The organism is Sinomicrobium endophyticum (genome assembly GCF_052983315.1).
Map to the genome: position 1 here is coordinate 44560 of NZ_JBRKIS010000046.1, position 24942 is coordinate 69501.

18 protein-coding genes are annotated in these 24942 nt (G+C 45.1%); 6 read left to right on the forward strand and 12 right to left on the reverse strand.

Annotated elements, in window-relative coordinates:
• Window positions 1-26: 26 nt before the first annotated feature.
• The 3 genes from ligA to ACVBDU_RS19480 all read right to left on the reverse strand — a co-directional run bounded on the left by ligA (window position 27) and on the right by ACVBDU_RS19480 (window position 3853).
• On the reverse strand, window positions 27-2027 hold the full coding sequence (ligA, locus tag ACVBDU_RS19470) for an NAD-dependent DNA ligase LigA (protein ID WP_447181383.1): 2001 nt from the start codon (window positions 2025-2027) through the stop codon (window positions 27-29).
• Window positions 2028-2424: 397 nt separating this feature from the next.
• The gene (prmC, locus tag ACVBDU_RS19475) at window positions 2425-3279 is read right to left on the reverse strand and encodes a peptide chain release factor N(5)-glutamine methyltransferase (RefSeq protein WP_447181384.1); all 855 of its coding nucleotides are present in this window, start codon (window positions 3277-3279) and stop codon (window positions 2425-2427) included.
• 82 nt (window positions 3280-3361) lie between these two features.
• A complete protein-coding gene (locus tag ACVBDU_RS19480; protein WP_447181385.1) occupies window positions 3362-3853 on the reverse strand; it encodes a GNAT family N-acetyltransferase in 492 nt (163 codons plus the stop codon).
• A gap of 131 nt (window positions 3854-3984) precedes the next feature.
• On the opposite strand from ACVBDU_RS19480, the gene ribD reads away from it, so the two are divergent.
• The 5 genes from ribD to purL all read left to right on the forward strand — a co-directional run bounded on the left by ribD (window position 3985) and on the right by purL (window position 10100).
• The gene (ribD, locus tag ACVBDU_RS19485; RefSeq protein WP_447181386.1) at window positions 3985-5037 is read left to right on the forward strand and encodes a bifunctional diaminohydroxyphosphoribosylaminopyrimidine deaminase/5-amino-6-(5-phosphoribosylamino)uracil reductase RibD; all 1053 of its coding nucleotides are present in this window, start codon (window positions 3985-3987) and stop codon (window positions 5035-5037) included.
• Window positions 5034-5648 carry an IMPACT family protein gene (locus ACVBDU_RS19490; RefSeq protein WP_447181387.1) on the forward strand — a complete coding sequence of 205 codons (615 nt, stop codon included), beginning with the start codon at window positions 5034-5036 and terminating at the stop codon, window positions 5646-5648. Before ribD ends, ACVBDU_RS19490 begins: the two co-directional genes overlap by 4 nt.
• An 87-nt stretch (window positions 5649-5735) precedes the next feature.
• Complete coding sequence (locus ACVBDU_RS19495; protein ID WP_447181388.1) at window positions 5736-5945, forward strand: hypothetical protein; 210 nt, start codon at window positions 5736-5738, stop codon at window positions 5943-5945.
• Window positions 5946-5947: 2 nt separating this feature from the next.
• On the forward strand, window positions 5948-6247 hold the full coding sequence (locus ACVBDU_RS19500; RefSeq protein ID WP_447181389.1) for a type II toxin-antitoxin system RelE/ParE family toxin: 300 nt from the start codon (window positions 5948-5950) through the stop codon (window positions 6245-6247).
• Between the two features lie 178 nt (window positions 6248-6425).
• On the forward strand, window positions 6426-10100 hold the full coding sequence (gene purL, locus ACVBDU_RS19505; RefSeq protein WP_447181444.1) for a phosphoribosylformylglycinamidine synthase: 3675 nt from the start codon (window positions 6426-6428) through the stop codon (window positions 10098-10100).
• Window positions 10101-10229: 129 nt separating this feature from the next.
• Here the strand turns inward: purL and ACVBDU_RS19510 are convergent, their stop codons facing one another.
• The 4 genes from ACVBDU_RS19510 to ACVBDU_RS19525 form a co-directional block, all read right to left on the reverse strand.
• The gene (locus ACVBDU_RS19510) at window positions 10230-10640 is read right to left on the reverse strand and encodes a nuclear transport factor 2 family protein (RefSeq protein WP_447181390.1); all 411 of its coding nucleotides are present in this window, start codon (window positions 10638-10640) and stop codon (window positions 10230-10232) included.
• Window positions 10641-10704: 64 nt separating this feature from the next.
• Window positions 10705-12963 (reverse strand): translocation and assembly module lipoprotein TamL, encoded by a 2259-nt coding sequence (tamL, locus tag ACVBDU_RS19515; RefSeq protein ID WP_447181391.1) that lies wholly within the window; start codon window positions 12961-12963, stop codon window positions 10705-10707.
• Window positions 12964-13096: 133 nt separating this feature from the next.
• On the reverse strand, window positions 13097-18208 hold the full coding sequence (locus tag ACVBDU_RS19520) for a translocation/assembly module TamB domain-containing protein (RefSeq protein ID WP_447181392.1): 5112 nt from the start codon (window positions 18206-18208) through the stop codon (window positions 13097-13099).
• Between the two features lie 143 nt (window positions 18209-18351).
• Window positions 18352-18942, reverse strand: coding sequence for an HD domain-containing protein (locus tag ACVBDU_RS19525; protein ID WP_447181393.1), 591 nt, complete (start codon window positions 18940-18942; stop codon window positions 18352-18354).
• Window positions 18943-19132: 190 nt separating this feature from the next.
• Between ACVBDU_RS19525 and ACVBDU_RS19530 the strand changes: the two genes are divergently transcribed.
• Window positions 19133-19720 carry a Crp/Fnr family transcriptional regulator gene (locus tag ACVBDU_RS19530; protein ID WP_447181394.1) on the forward strand — a complete coding sequence of 196 codons (588 nt, stop codon included), beginning with the start codon at window positions 19133-19135 and terminating at the stop codon, window positions 19718-19720.
• Window positions 19721-19741: 21 nt separating this feature from the next.
• Here ACVBDU_RS19530 and ACVBDU_RS19535 read toward each other — a convergent pair whose 3' ends face one another.
• The 5 genes from ACVBDU_RS19535 to ACVBDU_RS19555 all read right to left on the reverse strand — a co-directional run bounded on the left by ACVBDU_RS19535 (window position 19742) and on the right by ACVBDU_RS19555 (window position 24744).
• Complete coding sequence (locus ACVBDU_RS19535) at window positions 19742-21712, reverse strand: aconitate hydratase (protein ID WP_447181395.1); 1971 nt, start codon at window positions 21710-21712, stop codon at window positions 19742-19744.
• 180 nt (window positions 21713-21892) lie between these two features.
• The gene (locus ACVBDU_RS19540; RefSeq protein WP_447181396.1) at window positions 21893-22522 is read right to left on the reverse strand and encodes a DUF2652 domain-containing protein; all 630 of its coding nucleotides are present in this window, start codon (window positions 22520-22522) and stop codon (window positions 21893-21895) included.
• A 314-nt stretch (window positions 22523-22836) separates the two neighbouring features.
• Window positions 22837-23736: an NAD(+) diphosphatase gene (gene nudC, locus ACVBDU_RS19545; protein ID WP_447181397.1), complete on the reverse strand. Its 900-nt coding sequence runs from the start codon at window positions 23734-23736 to the stop codon at window positions 22837-22839.
• A gap of 1 nt (window position 23737) precedes the next feature.
• A complete protein-coding gene (locus ACVBDU_RS19550) occupies window positions 23738-24070 on the reverse strand; it encodes a winged helix-turn-helix transcriptional regulator (RefSeq protein ID WP_447181398.1) in 333 nt (110 codons plus the stop codon).
• Window positions 24071-24291: 221 nt separating this feature from the next.
• Window positions 24292-24744: a cold-shock protein gene (locus ACVBDU_RS19555; RefSeq protein ID WP_447181399.1), complete on the reverse strand. Its 453-nt coding sequence runs from the start codon at window positions 24742-24744 to the stop codon at window positions 24292-24294.
• Window positions 24745-24942 lie beyond the last annotated feature (198 nt).

Sequence of the window (24942 nt, forward strand, 5' to 3'; positions counted from 1 at the left end):
ACATCTAGCCTAGCATCTCACATCTACTAAGAGATCATTTCCAGGAAATCGTGTTCGGAGATAAGGGGGATTCCCAGTTTTTCCGCCTTTTCCCGTTTACTCGGCCCCATATTGTCCCCGGCAACAACATAACTTGTTTTGGAAGATATGGATGAAGCTACTTTTCCGCCGTTATCCTCGATATGCTTTTTCAGGTCATTCCTGGAAAGGATTTCGAATACACCGGATACCACGAAAGTCAGCCCTTTTAATGTATCGGTCTGGCCTTGTAACTTTTCCGGGGATATTTCCATCTGAACACCGTAGGAACGTAACCGTTCCACGATTTCCAGGTTTTCTTCGTTCCGGAAAAATTCCACAACACTTTCTGCTATTTTAATCCCTATTTCATCCACGCCAACGAGATCTTCAAGGGTGGCGTTCTTAAGAGCGTCAACAGAAATGTATGCTTTGGCCAGTTTTTTAGCCACGGTTTCCCCGACAAAACGGATTCCCAGTGCATAGAGAACCCGTTCAAACGGAATTTCCTTAGACTTCTCCACTCCTGCAACCAGGTTTTCCGCACTCTTATCCGCCATACGCTCGAGCGGAACGATCTGTTCTTTTTCCAGTAAATAAAGATCGGCGTAGTTTTCTATGAGCCCTTCTTTATATAGCAATTCTACGGTTTCGCTCCCAAGCCCCTCGATATCCATGGCTTTACGGGATATGAAGTGCTGTATTCTTCCGGTTATCTGCGGCGGGCATCCGTAGTAATTAGGACAGTAATGCTGTGCTTCGCCTTCTTTGCGGATGAGTTCCGTTCCGCATTCCGGGCAATGGGTGATATAAGCTGTGGGTGCGGAATCAGGGTCCCGCCGGGTGAAATCCACCCGGATGATCTTCGGGATGATCTCCCCTCCTTTTTCCACAAATACCGTATCGCCTTCGCGTACATCCAGTTTTTCAATCTGGTCTGCATTGTGTAGTGATGCCCGTTTTACCGTGGTACCCGCAAGTAAAACCGGTTCCAGGTTGGCTACAGGGGTTATAGCCCCCGTCCTTCCTACCTGGTAGGAAATACTGTTCAGGACGGTAGACACCTGCTCTGCCTTGAATTTATAGGCCATGGCCCATCTCGGTGCCTTGGCCGTATATCCCAGTTCTTCCTGTTGTGCAATATTATTAACCTTGATAACCACTCCGTCCGTTTCGTATGGCAATTCGTGACGATGCACATCCCAGTAATTCACAAAATCCATGACCTCCTGTGTGCTGTGGCACAGTTTGGCTACGGTGGGGACTTTAAATCCCCATCCCCTGGCCTTTTCCAGCCCCTCGAATTGTTCCCGGAAGTTCAGGTTTTCCCCGATAATACTGTACAGCAAACAGTCCAGCGGACGTTTGGCCACTTCCGAATTATCCTGGAGCTTAAGGCTGCCGGAAGCCGTGTTCCTCGGGTTCATATAAGGATCTTCCCCGGCCTCTACCCGTTCCCGGTTCATTTTAGCGAACCCTTCCCTGGGCAGTATGATCTCTCCGCGGATATGAAATTTTTCCGGGTAATCTCCGTGCAAACGCAAGGGTACGGAGCGTATGGTTTTTACATTATTGGTCACATCATCTCCCTGGAACCCGTCTCCCCTGGTCACAGCCCGTGCCAATTCCCCGTTTTCGTAGTAAAGGCTTATAGAGGCCCCGTCGTATTTCAATTCGCAAACAAACGCTACGGAAGCATCCCCGAGAATGCGCTGTATCCGTTTTTCCCAATCCTCCAGTTCTTCTTTGGAATACGAATTGTCCAGCGAATACATCCGGTAATCGTGTACTATGGTCTCAAAGTTTTTGGTGATCATCCCTCCTACGCGTACCGTAGGCGAGGAAACATCGTAAAATTCCGGATGTCTGGCTTCCAGGTCCTGGAGTTCCTTTAATTTCATATCGAATTCATAATCCGATATCGTAGGATTGTCCAGTACGTAATAATTATAGTTGTGTTTTGTGAGTTCTTCCCTCAGGTCCTGTATCTTCTTTTGAACCGGATTCATATGCTGATTTGTTTTGTGTATGTCCTAAATTCGCGGCAACCTCCTCTGAAGAAAATATTGTGCGATATAGCCCGCAAGATACCGAAGTTCTGTAAAAATGTGAATATATCACACCTAAATTATTGCGGATTTATGTATCAGTTTTTGATTTTTACTGTTCGGACCAGGGCAAACGCATTAAAGAATAATAAGGGGTTTAACATATCCGTGAATCTCTGTGGAAGTCTTCGTGTGTCTCCGTGTTATAACTATTGCACAAAGTTTCACGGAGAAGCACAGAGTTACACAAAGCAAAAAAATAGATATTAAATAGCATTGACAATCAATAATTTAAATTCCTAATGCGTTTGTCCTGCTATTCGGACTTAATGCTGATGTTTTTTTACAAAACCCTTAACTACCATACGGCTTTCAGCATCCGGTCATTACCGGAAAGGTCTTTTTTTAAACGGATGTTTTTAAACCCTTTGCTCCTGACCATTTCCATCATTTCTTTACCCAGATATTGATTGATCTCAAAGTACAATACCCCTCCCTTTCGTAACCCGTTTTGTGCCAGGTCAGCTATTTTTTCATAAAAGACCAGGGGGCTTTCATCTTCGACAAACAAGGCGAGGTGAGGCTCGTGGAGCAATACATTATTCTTAATTTCTTTTTTCTCCAGGTTTCTGATATACGGAGGGTTCGAAACGATTATATCAAGTTTATATTCACCTATATCCGGGGCTTTTAAAACATCCTTTTCTATAAAATCTACGGATACACGGTGTCGTTTTGCATTTTCTTCTGCTACTCTCAGTGCTTCCCTCGATATATCTATAGCGGAAACTCTTGCTTTCGGAAGATTTTTAGCCAGGGAAACGGCTATGCAGCCACTGCCTGTGCCTATATCCAGTATAGCCGGTTCTTCCGCTTTCTGTGTCTGGCAATCTTTTACTATCCAGTCTACCAGTTCCTCGGTTTCCGGTCTTGGAATCAGTATGTTTTTATCCACCCGGAATTCCAGCCCGTAAAAGACAGTTTTTCCCAGGATCTGCTGAATGGGCTGATGTTGTTTTAACCGGGAAAGAGCTTCGAAAAGAGGCTGTTCTTCCTCTTTGGTTAGCGTGATTTCCGGTTGTAGTGCAAGAGTGAGCTTCGTGATGTTACAGTATTCTTCCGTCAGCCTGAAAAAAAGTATATCCGCTTCTTCACGGTCATAAATATCTTGAAGTTCCGATTGAAATATTTTCCGAATTTCTTTTAGTATCAATGGGTTGATGAGTTAATGAGATAATAAACTAATGAGTTAACAGGAGACTCAATGACCGGAAAGTTTTTCGCTGCTGCGAAATCTACAGGCTTACATCAAGATCTTTCAACATCCATACCGGGCAGGAACAATGTCCGGTGTTTCCCATCGGGGCATCTATATATTTAAAGCCTGATTTTAAATATAGTTTTTGCGCGGCTTCCATATACGGCATGGTTTCCAGGTAGCACTGTTCATAACCGTATTCTTTTGCTTTTTGCAGGCATAATTCAATCATTTTTCTGCCTAGTCCCATTCCCCTGGTTTCCTGCAAAAAATACATTTTCTGTAATTCACAGACATTCCCGTTATAATTGGCCAAAGGAGCAATACCACCGCCACCTGTAATTTTATTTCCCTGGTCTATCACAAAGTAAACAGAGCGTTCGGTATTGTAGGTTTCAAACATACGGTCTACCGATCTGTCTTCGTAGGCCGTTCCCTTTTTCGGAGCGCCCATATCATCTACCAGTACTTGCCGGATGATACGTGCCATATGCGGATTGTCTTCCGGCTGTATTTCCCTGATGGTCATAGGTTTTCTTTTTTTTCTATTCGTAACAAACAAACATTGCCGCTGTTATTTAAGGCAAGTCCTGCTTAATGTGTTATTTTTGTTAGCCGGAGCCGGTACTTTTTCCCGGTACCAAGCAATTTTTTGAGAACGTGAATATACATGAAAAATACTTAAATCGCTGCATTCAACTCGCCAAAAACGGCCTTGGCACTACCTACCCGAACCCTTTGGTGGGAAGCGTTGTGGTGCATGATGATAAGATTATAGGAGAAGGCTGGCACCACAAGGCCGGGGAACCTCATGCGGAGGTTTATGCCATACGTTCGGTAGCAGACTCTTTCCTGTTAAAAGCGTCCACAATCTACGTAAGCCTGGAGCCTTGCAGTCATTACGGCAAAACCCCGCCCTGTAGTGATCTCATAATTGCATCCGGTATTAAGAACGTGGTTATCGGAACTATAGATCCTTTTGATGCGGTAGCCGGGAGAGGTGTGAAAAAATTAACGGAAGCCGGGTGTAATGTCACCGTAGGGATTCTGGAACCGGAATGCAGGGAACTCAACAAGCGCTTTTTTACCTATCACAACCAAAAAAGACCTTATATCATTCTCAAATGGGCGGAAAGCACGGATGGTTATCTCAGTCCAGCGCAGCGAAAAGAAACGGCCCCCGTATGGATAAGCAACACCTGTTCCCGGCAACTCGTACACAAATGGCGCAGTGAAGAACAGGCCATCCTGGTTGGTACCAATACGGTTATACAGGATAACCCCCGACTGGATACCAGGGACTGGGCCGGGAACTCACCGGTACGGGTGGTTTTGGATCGTGAACTCCGTATTCCGCGGGATTTTTCGGTTTGGGATAAACGTGTGAAAACCATATTCCTGACCGGGGGAAAAACGATTGCGGACGAAGAAAATATTATCACCGAAACCATAGACTTTTCCGGAAATATAGCGGCACAGGTGTGTGAAGCACTCTACAGGCACGGACTTCAAAGTGTTATTATCGAAGGAGGCAGGCAAACGCTTCAAACGTTTATAGATGCAAAACTATGGGACGAAGCCAGGATTTTCCGGGGAAACATCATGTTTAACGACGGGACCCCGGCGCCGGAATTACAGGGATATCTACGGGCCGAACGGGATATTGAAGGAAACCAGTTGCGGATTGTGAAACGGGAAAAAGCGGAAGATTGACAGAAAAAGATACCTATAAAACCATAACCGGGCCCTCCCCGGAAGTATTGTTTAAAGATAAAAACAGCAAGTTTTTCGGCTATGCCTATCCCGTGCACACGGAAGAAAAGGCAAAAGAATATATTGATTTGCTTCGCAAAAAACATCATGCGGCCAGGCACTGGTGCTACGCCTGGCAACTGGGTACGGAAAACGTACAGTTCCGCGCCAATGACGACGGGGAACCCAATAATTCTGCAGGAATGCCTATTTACGGCCAGGTACAATCTTTTGAAGTGACCAATATACTTATAGTCGTGGTCCGGTATTTCGGGGGAGTGAAACTGGGCGTAGGCGGACTTATCCATGCATACCGTACGGCGGCGCAAATGGCCCTGGAAGCTTCAGATATAAAAGAAAGGACCATAGATATATTTTACCTGCTCACCTTTGATTATAAGGACATGAATAAAGTAATGCGGGTGATCAAAGAAAAGAACCTTACCATTGCAAACCAAAAACTGGAACTGGATTGCCGTATTACCATTTCCGTCAGGAAAAGGGATGCCGGGATGGTTGCGGATATATTCGGACAGATCTACGGGGTGGAGATCACCCGGATTGATGACTGATGGTTTTTTATCGTAAAATAAGAATCCCAGTTTCTCAGGGCCTGATTCCTGAAATCAATTCGTATATTTGTATAAATCATCATATTCATGAGAGAAATAACACTTAAAATACCGGATAAAAAGTTCTCTTTCTTTATGGAGTTGATCAGGCAACTTGGTATTCAGGTCGCTGAAGACATTGAAATACCTGAAGAACACAAGGCTATTGTAAGGGAACGGATTAAAAATTCCAAACCCGAGAACTTAATTCCCTGGGAAGAAGCCCGTAAACAGTTTACCTTTAAAGACAAATTATAGTAATGGCTTATTCTATCGTTATAGAACCTGTGGCCATTCAGGATATACAGGAAGTCATTGACTATTATGATGAACAACAACCTGGGCTTGGAGAGAAATTTGAAGGCACTCTTAATAAACATTTGATTGCATTAAAGAAAAATCCTTTCTTCCAGGTTCGTTATGATAATACGCACTGTCTCCCTTTAAAAAAATACCCTTACATGATACACTTTACTGTTGATGAAAAACACAAAGAGGTTACAGTGAGGGCCATATTCAATACTTCAAGAGATCCGAAAATCTGGAAACGAAAAAAATAATCCATACTGCGGACAAAATCCCCCTTTTCCTCTCTTTTTATATATTTCAACAACGAAAATCCTCTCCGAATTTAATCTTGATTCTAAAAGGATTCATTTTAAATAATTAATTAACTTTGCACCTTCAAATAAAGGCACTACAAATACCAATATAAAACAGGACTAATTCAACAACATGATGATCCTTTTCTTCGGAAACCCAGAACAGAAAGTTTTTGCGGTTCAGACCAGTAAAGAACTCACCAGGGAAGATAATTTAAAATTAACATGGTTGTTTGGCGGCGAGCCTAACATCGAAGCGGCGTCTCTCGACGCCTTTTTTGTTGGCCCCCGCGCTACCATGGTCACCCCCTGGAGTACCAACGCCGTAGAGATCACCCAGAACATGGGTATTTCCGGTATTATAAGAATAGAGGAATTCCTCGGCGTAACGGAAAACTTTACGGATTTCGACCCGATGCTTTCGCAAAAATACAACGGGCTTAACCAGGATATATTCACCGTTAATATACAACCGGAACCCATTAAGGAGATAGACGACATCGCAGCTTACAACCGGGAGGAAGGGCTGGCTTTAAACGAAGAAGAGGTTGGGTACCTCCGGGAACTGTCCGAAAAACTGGGTAGAAAGCTTACGGATTCGGAAGTATTCGGTTTTTCGCAGGTGAACTCGGAGCACTGTCGCCACAAGATATTCAACGGCACCTTCGTTATTGACGGTGAAGAAAAACCGGCATCCCTCTTCAAACTCATCAAAAAGACATCCGAAGAGAACCCCAACGATATTGTTTCCGCTTACAAAGATAATGTAGCCTTTGTTAAAGGGCCCAGAATACAACAGTTCGCTCCCAAAAGCGCGGATAAACCCGATTTCTACCAGGTCAGGGATTTCGACTCCGTTATTTCCCTGAAAGCGGAGACCCACAACTTCCCTACTACGGTAGAACCATTCAACGGTGCAGCTACCGGATCGGGCGGGGAAATACGGGACCGCCTGGCAGGCGGACAAGGATCTCTCCCCCTTGCAGGAACAGCCGTGTACATGACTTCCTATTCCCGACTGGAAGACGGACGCACATGGGAAAAAGGAATGCCGGAACGAAAATGGCTCTACCAGACACCTATGGATATACTTATTAAAGCATCCAACGGGGCTTCGGATTTCGGTAATAAGTTCGGACAACCGCTTATCGCAGGTTCTCTTCTCACCTTTGAACACCAGGAGGAAGCCGGAACAGATGGCAGGAAACTCGGTTATGACAAAGTAATCATGCTTGCCGGGGGAATAGGTTACGGAAAAGCGGACCAGGCTAAAAAACTAATTCCTGAAAAAGGAGATAAAATAGTTATTCTCGGTGGCGATAACTACCGTATCGGTATGGGAGGGGCAGCAGTTTCTTCTGCGGATACGGGAGAATTCAGCAGCGGGATTGAACTGAATGCCATTCAGCGTTCCAACCCGGAGATGCAGAAAAGAGCGGCCAATGCCGTACGCGGTATGGTGGAAAGCGATACCAATGCCATCGTTTCCATCCACGACCACGGCGCGGGGGGGCATCTGAACTGCCTTTCGGAACTGGTAGAGGAAACCGGGGGCAAAATAGACCTGGACAAATTGCCCGTAGGTGACCCTACCCTTTCGGCCAAAGAGATCATCGGAAATGAATCCCAGGAACGAATGGGACTGGTTATCGCAGAAAAAGATGCCGCAACACTTCAACGCATCGCGGAAAGGGAACGCTCGCCCATGTACCAGGTGGGAGACGTTACCGGGGATCATCGCTTTACTTTTGAATCTTCCTCCAATGGACAAAAACCGATGGACCTGGAACTGGCCGATATGTTCGGAAGCTCTCCGAAGACCATTATGAAAGATAAAACGGTAGCCGCAACGTATGCGGACCCGGAATATAAGACAAGTCTTATCGAAGACTACCTGAAACAGGTGCTGCAACTGGAAGCCGTAGCCTGTAAAGACTGGCTTACGAATAAAGTGGACCGTTGTGTGAGCGGCCGGGTGGCAAAACAGCAATGTACCGGGCCGTTGCAACTACCGCTTAATAACTGCGGGGTGATGGCGCTGGATTACCAGGGTAAAGAAGGAATTGCCACTTCCATAGGGCACTCCCCCGTTTCCGCACTGATCGACCCGGTTGCCGGAAGCCGTAACAGTATAGCCGAAGCGTTGACCAATATCGTATGGGCCCCGCTTAAAGACGGGCTGAAAAGTGTTTCCCTTTCCGCCAACTGGATGTGGCCTTGTAAGAACGAAGGCGAAGATGCCCGTTTGTACGAAGCGGTACAGGGATGCTCGGATTTTGCTATAGCCCTGGGGATAAATATCCCTACCGGGAAAGATTCGCTTTCCATGAAACAGAAATACCCGGATGACGAAGTTATTGCCCCCGGAACCGTAATTATCTCCGCTGCCGGGAACTGTAACGATATAACAGCGGTAGTAGAACCGGTACTGCAAAAAAACAGCGGCAGCATATACTATATTAACCTTTCTGCCGATAGCTTTAAGCTTGGCGGATCGTCTTTTGCACAGGTATGCAATAAAATAGGCTCCGAAGCGCCTGGCGTACAGGATGCGGCGTATTTCAAAAAAGTCTTTAACACGATACAGGAACTCATTAAAAACGGTAAGATCATCGCCGGGCACGACATAGGAAGCGGCGGACTGATCACCACCCTGCTGGAAATGTGTTTCGCGGATACCGACCTGGGTGCTCAGATAGACCTTTCCGTCCTGGGAGAACCCGATTCCGTAAAAGCTTTATTCAACGAAAATATCGGTATCGTATTCCAGACCGTTTCTCCCGAAGCAGAAAACGTGCTTGCGGAAAATAATATCGAGTTTTTCCGTATAGGTGAGGTTGTGGAAGGAGACCGACTGCAACTGAAAAACGGAAATGACAACTTTTCGTTCGGTATCAGTGACCTCCGGGATACCTGGTACAGGACTTCTTTCCTGCTGGATAAAAAACAGAGCGGGGAAATCAAAGCGCAGGAGCGTTTCGATAATTATAAAAAACAACCACTTAAATACAGCTTCCCTTCTTCTTTCGAAGGAACAAAGCCTGCCTTAGCAGGTGCAGCACGACCAAAAGCGGCTATTCTCCGGGAAAAAGGAAGTAATTCCGAACGGGAAATGGCCAATGCCATGTTTATGGCAGGTTTTGATGTAAAGGATGTACACATGACCGACCTTATCTCCGGGCGTGAAACCCTGGAAGATATTCAGTTTATAGGCGCCGTGGGAGGTTTTTCGAATTCGGATGTACTGGGTTCCGCCAAAGGATGGGCAGGGGCTTTCCTGTACAATGATAAAGCCCGAAAAGCCCTGGAGAACTTCTTTAACAGGGAAGACACGCTCTCCCTGGGCGTATGTAACGGTTGCCAGTTATTTGTAGAACTGGGATTGATAAACCCGGAGCATGAGGATAAACCTAAAATGCTGCACAATGAGACACATAAATTCGAGTGTACCTTCTCTGCGGTGGAAATACAGCCCAATCATTCGGTAATGCTCGGCTCCCTGGCAGGAACAAAACTCGGTATCTGGTCCGCTCACGGAGAAGGTAAGTTTTCTTTTCCTTATGAAGAATCCAGGTATAACATTGTAGCGAAATACGCTTATGAAGGATACCCGTCCAATCCCAATGGGTCGGATTTCAATACGGCCATGATGGTTTCGGATGACGGGCGGCACCTGGTGACCATGCCGCACTTTGAGCGTTCCATTTTCCCGTGGAACTGGGCCCATTATCCGAAAGACAGAAAAGACGAGGTTTCTCCGTGGATCGAAGCTTTTGTGAACGCCAGAAAGTGGCTGGAAAACCTGAAATAAGGATATATCAGAACTATTTATAATGCAAAGGGGCTGTTTTCTATAGGAAAGCAGCCCTTTACTTTAAAAGCCTATTGATCTTTACCCATGCAAAAGATCTCATATCTCACATCTGATATCTAATCTCTATTATTTCACTCCCGACAGCGCTTCCGCTACCGCATAACTGTCTTCCTGTAACCTGTATTTTACGATTTTTCCGTTTTCTACGGTGATGTGTATAGAAAACATCGAATCCACAATTTTCCCGGTTTTCAGCATTTCGGTAGAGAATTCACCGGTAACAACCGCAAAGTTCCCTTCCGCAAGGATATGCTCCAGCCGGGCATCTACCGGTTTGGTACTTTCCCATAAAAGCATAAAGAATTCTTCGATTTCCTGTTTTGATTCCCTCCTGCCGAGCCAGGGGGCCAGTTGTGCATTTCCAGGGATATACCAATCTACCTTTTCCGCAAAAAGTTCCAGTAGTTCCGGGAGTTTACGTTGTGTAAGGGCCTGCAGAAATTGCTGTACCAATTGCTGGGTTTGTTCTGTATACATGAGGTTTATAGTATTAAGGTTTATCCAAAGCTTTAAAACAATATTTTTTCTTTTTAAAAGAAGTTTAGAATGGATATCCTATGCCAAAGTTGAGTATGGGCTCTTTAAAACCAAAATCCCATCGTTCTCCTTCGGGCAACCACGGTTTGTGCCACGGTGCGGCAAGGTCCAGGCGGATCACAAAACTCTGTATATCCACACGTAGTCCCGCTCCGCCACCTATACCGAGTTCCTTTATGAAATCTCCTGTAAATTTTCCGCCGGGCAGGGCATCGTTTTCTGTGGTATTCCAGACATTTCCGGCATCGACAAAAAGAGCCCCTTTCAGGTAGGAAATGATCGGAAAGCGATATTCCATGTTAAATTCCAGCCGCAGGTTTCCTGTCTGGTCAAAAAAAGTGGTGGTCTGGTTGCCGTCTTCATTTTCCGGGTTAAATGTTCCAGGCCCCAGGGATCTTATACGAAAAGCTCTCACGCTGTATGGCCCCCCGGAAAAAAACAATTTGCTGTATGGCATAATCTCCGAATTTCCATAAGGTATCCCCAGCCCGGCAAACAAACGGGTAGCTAATTTCTTGTCGCGCCCCAACCTTAAATGGTGCCGTATATCCACATCCAGTTTGGCATACTGGGAATATTCCAGTCCGAGGAAAGTACGTGGTCGTTCGTTATCTGAAGAACTGAACAGGTCCAGCATATTTCCTGCTATATCCAGGGTGGAATTCAGGAAAAACTGGTGCCTCTTATACTGGTCTACCATACCATTATAGGTAAAGGAATAAGTAAGTCCTGCTATAAACTGCTGATCAAAACTGTTCCGGAGAAAAGGATTTTGTTCCAATATATCCTCAAATTCCTTTGTAGTATTGGCCAGGTTTACATAATTAAGTGATATGGGGTTAAATTCGTGAGTAATATAACGATTGGCATCCCAGATATATCCAAAGGTCGAAGATGCGGTTATCAGACTATACAGATCGCTTCTTCGGAGGTAATCGATCCCCACGCTGATCTTTGTTTTTGGGATGGCATATTCAAACCAGTTTTCTTTGATCCGGATGGGCGATAAAACCCTAGGGAAGATAAGATCTGTCTTCAGGCCCAACTGTAAGCTGTTCAGCCCGGTATTACTTCCCCCGGCCAATTGCATTTCATATCCAACACTTGCCGTAGTATTGAGGATCTCCCCTCCTTTAAACAGGTTCCGGTTAGTAAGAGTAGCAACCAGGTTGGGGCCCATAAAGTTATTCGATTTGGCTACGGCCTGTAATTCGGCCCGTAAAGATCTTTTGTTCATGGGGGACAGAAAAATATTTGCCGCAAGGGCACCTGTGCTGTCCGTCGCCAGGGAATCGATCTCATCATACCGGATATTGACAAACTTGTATGCCCCGATGGAGGTAAGCCTTCTCCCTGTGTTCCTAGAAATATCGGGGCTGTATAACCCGTCTTTTTCTATGAGAATAAAGGGGTCGAGTTTCTTTGGCAGGAAGAAATTTTCTCCGGGCTGAATATAGTTTTTATGGTTCAGATACACCGTGTCCGGCGCTATAGTATCATTGGAGACTACGTAATTCGGATAGACAGTAACTTCTTTTATACGGTATGGAATAGTTGATTTTTTAGGGACATCTTTTTTCAATCGAAGGAAAAGATCGAATTTTTTGTCCTTATACTGGTTGGTGTCCGCTTCAAAAATAAGGAAATCAGGATTGAAATTATAATATCCTTTGGCTTTGACCGCCTTGTCCAGGCGTTCTCTTTCCGATTTCATAGCGCTCAGCTCAAACCGCATGTCGGGTTTTATGATCCATTTCCGGATGTTTTTTTCTATTTCCTTTACCACCGGGACGGTATCCGCATCAACGATATAGTTTTTCAGGCGATACGGTTCGGAAAGTTGTACGGTGTAAAACGCACTTGCTTTTTTCTTTTTTTCGTTCTCTTCCAGCCTTGAAATTATATCACTGTAAAAGAAGCCCCGGTTTTCCAATCGATTACGGATGATGTCTTCCGTCTGGGAAGGATCTACATTGGAAGCATAGACCGGTTTTTCTCCTATTTTTTTATTTAAAAACCGGTTTATAAATCCCGGTTTTTCCTTTTGGGACTTATAATGTGCCCGAAGCCCCCAGTACACTCCCAGGGCTTTGCTATTGGGCACCGGACGGAGTACTTCCTCCAGTTCTGCCTGAATATCCCCTATTCTTTTTATGCTGCCCTTTAAGGAATCCGGTACATAGATTTCCAGTTCGGCACCGGTGTAGAGCAATTCTCCCTCCGGTATATACTTTTTTATGCCACAGGTAGAAAATACAAACAAACATAGGCTTATAAGGATTTTTTTTACAAAAAGCCACCCGGTCCTTTTCGGTATTTCCAACACCTTTGTTTTCATATTATTTCTCCTGTCTTATTTGTACCTTTTTACGCCTGATTATTCAAAAATGAGAGTTTTAATTTTTCTCATTATTACCCTGCTCTTTTTCTCTTTCCTTTTCTTTTTCCTTGTTTTCCTCTTCCTGTTTCTTTTTTATATCGGCCTCGGATTCTTCCTCTTTCTCCTTTGCGGTCTTTTTAAATAATTCCCTGTACTTGTTGAACTCGCGTGTAAATATCAGGGCTATTCCGTTTACGATCAATTGGCCGTCTATTATATTCTGGTATTCGTTTTTACGGAAACCTTTCAGCCGGTACCTGCCGTCTTCCGTAAGCAAATATTCAATACTTACATTACCGATAAGCGGGTTTTCCTGTCCGGGTTCCTGGTTACTCCCCTGGATGTCCACTTCACTTCCCACACTGATAATCACCCGGTCGTCAAAGAGTTTTTTCCGTGCTGTAATGTCGAGTTGTGTCCTGTCCTGTGGGCTGCTGCCCTGGTAGTCTGTATAGCTGTCCAGGCCAAAATCCAGTTCCACACCGGATTCCCCCAGTAGTTTATCGGACAGTGCGTTTAATTGCCCGGAAAGTGCCTGGTTCAGATTATCCCGTGCAATGGCCGTAGCTCCGCCGCTTGTTCCGAAATTACCCGATTCCAGAAAGAAACGGTTGAATACCAATAAAGAAAATACCTGTTTATTGAGTTCGTCTTCCTGTTGATTGAGTTGCTGAACCCGGCTGTATACCTGGCCTCCTATGGCTCCCTGGTTATCTTCGGGCATATCGAGGTTAAAACTCAACTGCGGGGTCATAAGCTCGCCGGCTATGTTAAGATATACTATAAAGGGCAATTGCTGACGGAATTTATCCTTTTCCGGAGAAGGTGCAGTAGTATTTTGCATAGCCAGCAAGGCAGAAGCAGAAGCCTTTACCTCGTACATGGCCTTGACATCCAGGTCCGCATCCAGCGGATCCCCGGCCCATGTAACGCTACTGCCCTCGATAATATTGAATTTTCTTTTTACCAGGTTGTACAGGTTCAGTTCGTAATGTCCTTCTTTGAGCGTATATTTTCCGGAGAGTGTTGTTCTGCCATTGGGATAGAGGTTAAAAGTGAGTTCGGCTCCCCCGGCAACCCTCAGGTTATCGTTGGTCTGTTCATTTATGATCACATTAAATACAGCATTGTCGTCTACAGTGATCAGGGAATTTAGCTCAAACCCGGATACGGTAACGGATTCTTCCTTGGTTTTGGTAAGTATATCGTCCGGGTCTTCGCGGTTTACGAAAATTACCACCCCGTCGCGTTCCACGATATCCAGTTCGGATTCCGGGACAATATAGGTTACGTCCGTATCCGAATTAATACGCAGTTTCATATCTACCTTTGGTATGCGGAGGTTCCCTTTTATTGCCGCATCCACATCGAAAAAGGCTTTGCCGAAAAAGAGGTCGTTGTCTTCTCTTTTGGAATGTAACGCCCTGAAATTTTTTGCTTTCAGCTGCAGGTCAAATGCAGGATTGAGTATATTTTCGGTAAGCACATTACCATCTATAAAAAACTTATTGTCATTTTCATCTGCAATGGTAAAATTGTCCAGGAAAAGCCCTTTGTTGTCTATGTCGAGGGTTTCCCCCGGTAACCGGAATAACGTATTCAGCATGGTTACCCTGAACCGGACATCGTTAAATTTAAAACTTCCTTTATAAACCGGGTCTGCAACGGTGCCGCTTACTTCCATTTTCCCGGAGACGTAACCGCCGGACTCCGTAATCTGGTCTTTTACAAAAGCTTCGGCAAGGGTTGTTTTCAGGGAATTCAGGTCCATGTTAAGCTGAAGTTTTCCTGTTTCTGCCGTTTCATAACTTCCTGCCATGTCCATATCTATATCGCCCCCTTTCAATGCCAGGTTGAAGTCGTATTTTTCCCCGCCGGGGGATTCGGCATTCAGGGATAGCGTACCGAGAGGAGCGTTCATAACTTCCAGGTCTTCCATTTTCAGATCGGCCAGAAAGCCTGGTTTACCAAAGGGGTCTTCGGCAATGATATTGCCGTTAAGCACACCGTTAGCAAGGGTTTCCTCCGGATTCAGGTAGCTGAGGAAAGATGCGAGCCTGAAATTGCGAAATGCTACGGCTATGTTGTCCTTTTGGCCTTCACCTTCTGCCACTGCACTTTGTATTTCCAGCTGTTGCCCGTTACGTTCTATACGGAAATCACGGAACTGCACCACTTTCGGATAGACTGTGATTTCGTTAGATGCCGGAATGTTCCAGGGCTTTTTATTCAGTATAAGCTCAACGGGATTTATATGTACCCTGAGGGAATCCTTGTCCCGGGATACTTCCGTTTGTACGGCAACCAGCTTTTCTTCTTCGTGGAAAGCGTTGAAATCGAGGAACAGTTTTCGGTTGGAAATACGACCGTCCAGGGCGGTATTCTGAATCGCAACCGGACCGGCCTTCAGCTCTTTAAAGCCAAAATGTCCCGTGAGTTCTCCTCCTCCGGAATCCACACGCAGCAGGAGACTGTCTATTTCGTTGCCGTTGTAATTTATATGGGGCATTTGAATATCCGCTACAAAATAACGTTCCCGTTCCCTGAAATCCGCATCTATTTTTACCGTGTCCAGTTTCTTCAGCCCGGTAAGGAATATATCGCTGAGTATAGGGGCGCTGGTCATTCTTGCCTTTATTCTTAATTCTGCCGGAACCAACGGCAAGGTATTTTTCAGAGAATCGGAAGGTTTGAAAACCGTGTCGGCCCTGTTGGAAAGCAGGGAGCGGAAATGCCTTTGCAATGCTTTTCCGAGTCCCTCCGGACCAATATTGGAATACAATTCCATGTCCAGCATCTTATTTTTCACTTCCAGGGAAGTGGTATCCTTATCGGCAAGGGCTTTCAGGGAGAGATCGCCTAACGGGTAGGTATTCTGATCATAAACGGCAATACCGTCGGTAATATTAGAACTCAGTGTAAAACGGTCTGCATTTCCTTTAAAATCCGCATGAAGTTTCATAGCGCTTCTTACGGACCGGTCCATAAGCCCGAGGGCCTGCAGGTCCGCTCCTTTAAGGTCAAGGTCGACTATAAATCGCGGGGATACGGAATCCAGTTCTATTTCCGATTCCAGGGTTACATCTATATTCTGATCTTTATACACAGAGGTTACACTCCCTTTTCCGGCTTTGATATCTCCTTTGAGGGGAAGATTTTCTATGTGGTAGTCTTTCAGGGCCAGCCTGGACACATTGGCATCCAGCAGAACATCCATGGAATATACGTCCCGTAATTTCCCCGATGCTTTAAGCGTGAGATCCAGGGGGCCCAGCTTCGGGTTTTGCAATAACTTTTCCAGGTGGAGCCCTTTTACTTCCATATCCGCGTCAAAAGGTTTTTCTTGGACATTTGCAAAATTCCCCGCGAAGCTTATGGCCCCGTCTGTTGTCCGCAGATCGAGGACAGCATCAATAATTTGCGTGCTTCCTTTGGCATTTCCGGCAAGGACAAGGGTATCGGGGAAATGTATGCCCAAGTCTTCTTCGTTAACAAAGGAGAGCATGTCTTCGCGAATCGTGTGGAATTCTACTTCGGGAAGGTCAAAGCGGAGACTGTCCGGTTCTGTAACATTATGAAGTGTTCCCCGAAGGCGGATTCCTGTATTTTTCCCCCAGCCTACATCGCTAACGGGTATATGGAGTGTGGCCATGGAGCCGTTCATTTCCAGCGTACCGGTAACTGTATTTTTACCAAGTGCCTGCATGTATTCGTTTTCCTTCAGATCGGGCTGAAAATAAAAGGCGTCTTTGGTGTCCAGTATAAAATCCGGTAGGTTGAGGGTTACTCCAGTCTTTTCCGGATGTTTTATAAACTCGTTTAAGGTGGCGTATTTTAACGCAGTATTCCCACGTATGCGGTTGTTGTTCAGAAACAATTGCAGATCCGAAATTTCGATACCCCGGTCATCGGCCTGGACAGCCAGGGCAAATTCTTTCAGGTTGAGACCGGAAGCTTCCCGAAAACGAAAAGTTTCCAGTTTGAGTCCGGCGGACCTGTCTTTGAGAAAAATGTCTTCTCCCAGGAAATAAAACTCTTCCAGGGTAATGGCATCCGCATTGAACAGGCCTTGTTTTGGCAATGCACCGTTTACCGCATAACGAATATTGTTGTTGTCGAGCCTGACCTCCCCTATGCGGATCTTCCAATCCGGCCATTCGAAAGAAGTATCTTCTTTATTCGTAATATCTTGATTTAAAGAATTCTTATCCGTATCACTTTTAGTAACCATTTTAATGGATAAATCCGAATCTCCCAGGAATACGCGGTAAACATCTATGGAATTTCCGGCGATATCCGCTTCCGGTAACTTCAGGTTAAAACGCCCTATATCCGCTTTGGCTTCCAGCCCGTCCGGGACAGATCTGTAATCGGCAAGCAGGGATTCTATGTCAAAGTTATCGATGGCAATATATAGAGACGGACTTTCTTCTTCCTCTTCCGGGATGTCATTTTCAGGAAAGGGCAATGTTTGTAAATAACGTACTTCCGTTTCCCGGATGGTAGCATTCGCAACGTGAAAATGCATTTTCTCCACATCCGTCTCTTTCATTCTCAAAAAGAGTTCCCCGAGTTTTAAACGCGTGTCCATGCCGTTTACGTCATCTTTGTAGGCCAGGTCGAAATCGGTAAAACGGATATTGTCCAGATGTATTTCCGGTATTGTAGCTGTGGTGTCGGATGATTCCACCGCCGTGGTGTCTTCGGAAGCAAAAGCATCTATGAGGAATTGGAAATTAAATCCCTGAACGGAATCTTTTCGTGAAATGCCGGCCTTTAATCCATCCCATTCCAACCGGTTAACGACAATTTTGTTGCGAAAAAGAACAGGCCCCAGGGGTACTTCGGCTTTCAGGCTTCGGGAATAGATAAGTGTATCCCCGGCCTTGTCTTCCATGTAGAGCCCGTCCAAGGTTACACCACCGGAAAAAGTAATGTAAAGCTTTTCGATCTCTACCCTGGTGTTGGTTTTTCCGGAAACATAGGAAGTAACTTTTCCTATGATGATACCCTGTCCCCACGGACTTCGGATAAAAAGGACCAACAAAACCAGAAAAATAAAAAAACCGAGCAATATTCTTGCTGCGATTCTTAAAAACCTCGATTTTTTCCTCTTCTTCTTTTCCAAATTATTCGCAAACTGAATGTCAAATTTATTGCAAACAATTTGTTTGATAAAGTTTTACCTGCTATTTATTTGTACTTTAACTGTAGGTGCTTTATTACCGTTGTTTTTAAAGGGGGATTTCTGTACTTCACCCTCCTGTTGTTTTAGGCTTCAAGTATTCCTTTATCCACACTTTCCTGTATACGTGCTTCGGAGTATTTCCAGATCACGGAGGAACCGCATTCCATAACCTTTACTTTCTCTATGACTTTTTCGTGCCGGATACTGTATTCGGCCCAGGTACCGCCATTGTTGGATATGTTCTGCAATACGGGCTCAAACCGGTCCATTGTCCTGGCAAACCTGGCTTCGGCAGTAACGCCTTCTTCAAATTCTTTCCATATTTCCAGGAGTTCCAGGGCCTGGTCTTCCGGTAGCATCCCGAATATTCTTCGGGCGGCTTCCAGTTCTTCGTCCGTATTGACATGATTTTTGACGGTATCGAACAAAAAGGTATCTCCTGCATCAATCTCAACGATATCGTGTATCAATACCATTTTCAGTACTTTGAGAATGTTTACGGAAGTATTGGCATGCTCTGCGAGTATTATGGCCATCATGGCCAGGTGCCAGCTGTGCTCCGCATCATTTTCGTTACGGTCGCTGTTAAACAGCTTGGTCTTGCGGCGGATGTATTTCAGTTTATCGATCTCCCTTATAAACGCTACCTGTTTCAGTAATCTGTCGGATTGCATAATGTTCTTCGTTTTGTGTATTTTTTGTTGATTTGTGTGTTTAAACCCTTTATTTTGAAAAAATGATCCGGTCTGCCCTTTAGAAATTGTTTTAATTTTATCCTTTGGTTCTTTAATTCTGTAAATTTGATTTCCTTTCTCTGATTCCGTGGGCAAAGGAAAGACTACTTTTTATCACAAAAAAGGACATTTGTCCCGATACGACAAAATGATACGTACCAACAGGGAGTTACTCCGTTACATCACTAAAATCGACAACACCGAACCGGGCTGTATAGTTATGGAATCCTACCATCGTAAAGAGCAGATCATAGGGCAGGGAAAGAAGGTGTTTTCCGTTTATATCGTGAAAAAGGGAATGGTAAAATGCTATCTTACGGAAGACAACGGAAAAGATTTTATACAGGAATTCTTCGGCGAAGGGGAAATTTTCGGGGAAATAGAAGTACTGAACGATACGCTTAGTTTCTGTGCTGTGGAAGCTGTAACCGGGATGGAAGTTTATAAAATACCTAAGGAATATTTTATTAAACTGTTGAATGAAGATGCGGATTTCAATTCTTTTATTATGAAGTCTTTGGCTACCAAAGTACACTATAAAGCACTCCGCCATTCCCACAACCAGTTGCACGCTATTGAGGATAATCTGTTCCGTTTAAAAAAGCAGTTTCCTCAACTCCTGGACATTATCCCGAAGAGAGATATTGCCAATTACCTGGGTATAACCCTCAGAAGCCTGAACCGGGTAATTTCGGAGTTGGGGACAGAAGATCATTAAAACTGCTTCTTGTTTTGTTTTCTACATCTCGAGTTTTTCTTTAAAATCATTGATAATCCCTCCTTTAAGTAAAACCCTTATCTGCCTGTCACTCATGGAGTTCTTGGTAAGAATAGTCATTGTATTTCCGTTTTTCTTTTCGATTTCCACAAGTATATCTTTCCTGTCTTTCACATTAGCGGTAAGGTCCTTAAACCGGATAATATCTCCCTGGTCTATTTTTTCATAGTCGTCATTATCCACGAACTCCAGGGGAAGAATACCAAAATTCACCAGGTTCTGCCAGGCTATCCTGGCATAGCTTTTTGCTATTACGGCTACCTGTCCGAGATATTTGGGAGCGATGGCGGCATGTTCGCGACTGGAACCCTGTGCGTAATTGTCTGCTGCAACTACAATATGTCCGCCAAACTTGTCTTTGCTCTCCATGGCCCTGTCGTAAAAGGTTTCATCGATCACGATATAGGAAAACTTACTGATTTCCGGCAGATTACTCCGGAACGGAAGCACTTCTGCCCCGGCTTTCAGGATTTCATCGGTGGAAACATTATCTCCCATCTTCAGTAATACCGGAACTTTGTAATGGTCCAGCAGGGGGGGGATGTGCGGCAGGGATTTGATATTAGGTCCTTTTTTAAGTTCTACATTCCCGGGGTTATCCGGCGGGGCGACCAGCATATCGGTATTTATGATCTCTTTTTCGGGTGCTGTGAATTCCGGATAGGTCATATTGTATATTTTTTCCATATCCCGCGGGTCGGTAATTTTTCCGGTCAATGCCGATGCGGCTGCGGTTTCCGGACTACAAAGGTGCACCTGGTCGTCTTTGGTGCCGGAGCGATCGGGGAAATTCCTCGGCATGGTCCTTAAACTTATGGTGCCGGAAGCGGGTGCCTGTCCCATACCTATACATCCCATACAGCCGGACTGGTGAAAACGGGCACCGGCTTTGATGAGATTGGCAAAGGCGCGGTTATCAATCATGTTTTCTATAGTCTGCCTGGAAGTCGGGTTGATGTCGAAAGATACATCATCACTCACAAATTTATCTTTTACGATCTCCGCGGCAATCCAGAAATCCCGTAATCCGGGATTGGCGGATGACCCGATAACTACCTGGCTGATGGGCTTTCCTTCCACTTCTCGAACCGGAACAACGTTTCCCGGGCTTGTAGGCAACGCGATAAGCGGTACCAGTTCATCCAGGATAATCTCGTCATGCAGATCGTATTCCGCTCCTTTATCTGCTATCCATTCCGTCCAGTCTTCTTCCCTGCCCTGTGACTTCAGGAAATGTTTTGTTTCTTCATCGCTGGGAAAAACGGTGGTGGTAGCCCCCAGTTCCGCTCCCATATTGGCAATAACGTGCCTGTCCATAGCACTGAGGTGTTTAAGTCCCTCACCGTAATATTCTATGATCTTACCCACACCTCCTTTTACACTGTGGCGGCGAAGCATTTCGAGGATCACATCTTTGGCGCTTACCCACGGCGGTAATTTTCCGGTGAGCTTAACTCCCATAACGCTGGGCATTTTCACAAAATACGGTTGCCCTGCAATAGCCGCGGCAACATCAAGCCCGCCTGTACCTATGGCCAGCATTCCCAGCGATCCTCCGGCACAGGTATGACTGTCCGACCCCACCAGGGTTTTCCCTGGTTTTCCGAAGCGTTCCATATGTACGGGATGGCTGACCCCGTTACCGGGACGGCTGAACCACAATCCGAATCTCTGTGCGGCAGAGTGTAAAAAAAGATGGTCGTCCGCGTTCTTGAAGTCCGTCTGCAACAGGTTGTGATCCACATACTGTACGGCAACTTCTGTCTGTGCCCGTTTCAGTTTCATGGCTTCGAGTTCGAGTTGCACCAGGGTACCCGTTGCATCCTGCATAAGGGCCTGGTCTATTTTCAGCCCGATTTCCGTGCCGGGAACAAGTTCTCCCTGGACCAGATGTGAGCGAATAAGTTTTTGGGTTACATTCAGTGCTGACATAAATACGTGATTTGATTTTTATATATCCTTTTGGCGGAAGGGACGGGAAAGAAAGGCGGAAGAACTTCTGTTCTCCCCGCAAAAAAATGCCCCCTGCTCTTTCAAATTTAAGAAAAACAGGGGGCTTTTTAAAATATTAACGAGGTATTCTTAGCTGGAAACCTGGATTTTAACAAGATATTATGTTATCACACCCTGCACCGGAATCGGTTCGTAGTTATAATAGGTATAGTCTATGTCTTCAGATTTGCCGTGCGCGCCATACTTACCGGGGTTTTTCAGAACGGAGGGAACGGCTTTCAGCAGGTTTTCGGTCAACAGCACATAAGTTTTACTGTTGATAGAGTTTTTGAGCAGTTGGTGTGCCTGTACAACAGCTTTACCGTACAACTTCCGGAATTTTCCTATGCTGTATTCGGACACGGGCCCGTAATGTGCTATCAGTTTCAGGGAGAGGTTTATTTTACTTCCTATAAATACTTCCAGTTGCACCAGTTTACGATTAAAATTACGGAGCATGATCTCGTATTGTGCTATGACCGACTTCAGATCGTACGGGGTGCCGTACCCGTAAAACAAAACGGCATCTCCTTCTATTTCGGATACCCTGAGGTTGAGTATATTGCTGTCTATAATGGAAGATAGTAATGCCTGGGTTACATATTTTCCGGTAAAAGAATCGGTTTCGTTCACAAACCTGGTAAACCCGCTTATGTCCGGGATAATAATAGTTCCTTCTTTCACCACCGAAACGTTAGGTGGTGTGTATGGCCGTTGCCTTATTTTTTGTAAAACCGGGGTATTTTTCATCGCTTTTTATTTTTTGATTGTAGTTTTTGCCGCATATGTTCTGTTCGTAACAGTGTTTATTATAGCAGTCGGTACAACACACAAAATATTTTAAGAGCGATTGTTATTTTTATGTTAAAGGAGAATAGGACAACGAGTTCATGGTATAAAACTATTCCTGTCCGGGCAAACGCATTAAAAAAACTATAATTGGCGCGTTTGAAATTCCAGGTTACAGGTTGCAAGTTACAGGTTTGGGCAAAGAACAAAGTGAGGTGGCTAAGTGTCCCGGCTCCGCCGGGATGTATCGAAGCCACCGGCTTGCCCCGCTATTCCTATACAAGATTGTCTGCCACCCACGATTCTATCAGGAACCTCGCTATGGAATCACTCCTGGAGAGTTCCAGCTTCCCTGAAGCTACAAGTTCTTTTATTTCTTTTGCGGAATACCATGCGGCATCTTTTATCTCCACATTGTCTACCCGGAATTCCGGCGACGACACCGTTGCCTTGAACCCGATCATTACGGAGGAAGGAAATGGCCATGGTTGTGAAGAAACATAACTTATGTTTTCCACATCTACATCGATCTCTTCTTTCATTTCCCGGATCACCGCATTTTCAAGGCTCTCTCCTACTTCTACAAAACCGGCAAAGGTGGAGCATCTGTAACCGTTGTCGTTTTTCACCCTGTTCAGGAGGCATCTGGGGTCTCCCTGTTCCGGGCGGTGTTCTATCAATACAATTACTGCCGGGTCTATACGGGGATAAATGATCTTTGCACAAGTGTCGTTAGTGCATATGCGGTTATGTCCGCGTTCCCGGCTTTCCGTTCTGCTGCCGCAAACTCCGCAAAACACGTGGTTGGTGTTCCATTCTGCCAGGGCTTTGGCATAAGCCAGTATTGCTGCTTCTTTACGATCTATTTCATGTACCACACGACGAAGGTCCAGGAAATCTCCTTCGCCGAGTAACGCAAGTATTTCTTCCTGTTTCCTGCGGGAGAGGTCCAGGCATACAATTTCGCCGGCATCTTCCATCCCCAGGAAAAAAGGCTCTGATATGGCGGTTAACCGGACTGATATCCCGGTAATATACGGATTCCCTGATGTGCTGAAGAAAAATTTTCCCTGCCACAGGCATATGATGCGATACAGTACGGTATCATTCCTGCCTTCGCGCATGTGGGGAGCGCGATTAAAACCGGTATCACTGTAATACTGCAAACTATCCATTTCAGTTTTCCTCCAGATTTCCGGCCCAGTTTTTAGCCCATAACCCCAGTGGGGAAAGAAGCTCAAAAACTTCCTTTCCCATAGGAGTGAGCGCATACCCATCTGCGGTTTTTTCTATAAGCCGTGCCTGTATCAGTTCTTTGAGCCTTTTATTCAGGGTGGTAGGTGAAATAGTCTCACAATAGTCCTGAATTTTACGGAAAGTACCGGGCCCGCCGGATAAGTGCCATATAATACCCATAGCCCAGCTTCGTCCCAGAAGGTCGAAAAGGGCCATAATAGGTTGTCCGGATCTGGAGCCGCGTACGGGAGATCCGGGTGTGGGAAATGCCATAATCGTATCTTTACTACATTAAACGTAGCAAAGCTACACAATATGTAGCATCGACCAAAATGTTTTTTGAAATAAGTCTTTGATAAGTTAGTGATTTTCGTCCGGTCCTGCTGTTTTGTATCCTTTATAAAAAGGGCTGCGGGATATTACCTGTTAACGTCCTGTATGGCAGACCGAACAATGGCTGAACAACAGCACCGGAGAGTGCATCACATACGGGATCATTTAACCCTTTTCACACGTACGGCATTCATACCTTTAAGCCCTCTTTCGAGTTCGAAGGTAACTTTATCATTTTCCTCCACTTCATCTATGAGACCATTGACGTGTACGAAGTATTTTTCACCGGAACTCTGCTCGCGTATAAAACCATAACCTTTGGAATGATTGAAAAAAGCGACTTTACCTTCACGCTCTGCAGGGAGTTCATCTTCTTCTGCTTTTTTAGGAACCCCGATTTCAATACTTTCGGCATCTATTTCCACCTTATTTGCAGGGTCCGGAGGTGTATCGGTAAGACGTCCGTATTCATCAACATACACAAGCATATCCTCCAGGTTACTGTTTTTTGGCCCGGATTTTCGTTCGTCCTTCTTCTGTTGTTTCTCCTTTTTCTTCTTTAAACGTTTTTTTTCCCGTTCCTTTTTGCCGAAGCTTTCTTGTGATCTTGCCATTCAACGATTGATTTTTGTTTATAATTATTAGTTTTTGTTTTCTTTTTTTTGAATAAATTATCCGGGCAGGCAGTATGAAAATAGCCGAAGAACAACATGAAGAATAAAACCAGTTTATACTGAATGAATGTCCGAAGAAATATTTTTAAATGGCTTTTGCACGCTTACCGTGGAGTAAAGGTACAATTTTTGTCAGGA

Excerpts from the sequence above, each read along its gene's own strand:
- ACVBDU_RS19535 (WP_447181395.1), bottom strand. The coding sequence starts at position 21,712 with ATGTCAGCACTGAATGTAACCCAAAAACTTATTCGCTCACATCTGGTC.
- ACVBDU_RS19495 (WP_447181388.1), top strand. The coding sequence starts at position 5,736 with ATGAGAGAAATAACACTTAAAATACCGGATAAAAAGTTCTCTTTCTTT.
- ACVBDU_RS19525 (WP_447181393.1), bottom strand. The coding sequence starts at position 18,942 with ATGCAATCCGACAGATTACTGAAACAGGTAGCGTTTATAAGGGAGATC.
- ACVBDU_RS19500 (WP_447181389.1), top strand. The coding sequence starts at position 5,948 with ATGGCTTATTCTATCGTTATAGAACCTGTGGCCATTCAGGATATACAG.
- ACVBDU_RS19540 (WP_447181396.1), bottom strand. The coding sequence starts at position 22,522 with ATGAAAAATACCCCGGTTTTACAAAAAATAAGGCAACGGCCATACACA.
- ligA (WP_447181383.1), bottom strand. The coding sequence starts at position 2,027 with ATGAATCCGGTTCAAAAGAAGATACAGGACCTGAGGGAAGAACTCACA.
- ACVBDU_RS19550 (WP_447181398.1), bottom strand. The coding sequence starts at position 24,070 with ATGGCATTTCCCACACCCGGATCTCCCGTACGCGGCTCCAGATCCGGA.
- ACVBDU_RS19555 (WP_447181399.1), bottom strand. The coding sequence starts at position 24,744 with ATGGCAAGATCACAAGAAAGCTTCGGCAAAAAGGAACGGGAAAAAAAA.
- purL (WP_447181444.1), top strand. The coding sequence starts at position 6,426 with ATGATCCTTTTCTTCGGAAACCCAGAACAGAAAGTTTTTGCGGTTCAG.
- ACVBDU_RS19480 (WP_447181385.1), bottom strand. The coding sequence starts at position 3,853 with ATGACCATCAGGGAAATACAGCCGGAAGACAATCCGCATATGGCACGT.
- nudC (WP_447181397.1), bottom strand. The coding sequence starts at position 23,736 with ATGGATAGTTTGCAGTATTACAGTGATACCGGTTTTAATCGCGCTCCC.
- ACVBDU_RS19510 (WP_447181390.1), bottom strand. The coding sequence starts at position 10,640 with ATGTATACAGAACAAACCCAGCAATTGGTACAGCAATTTCTGCAGGCC.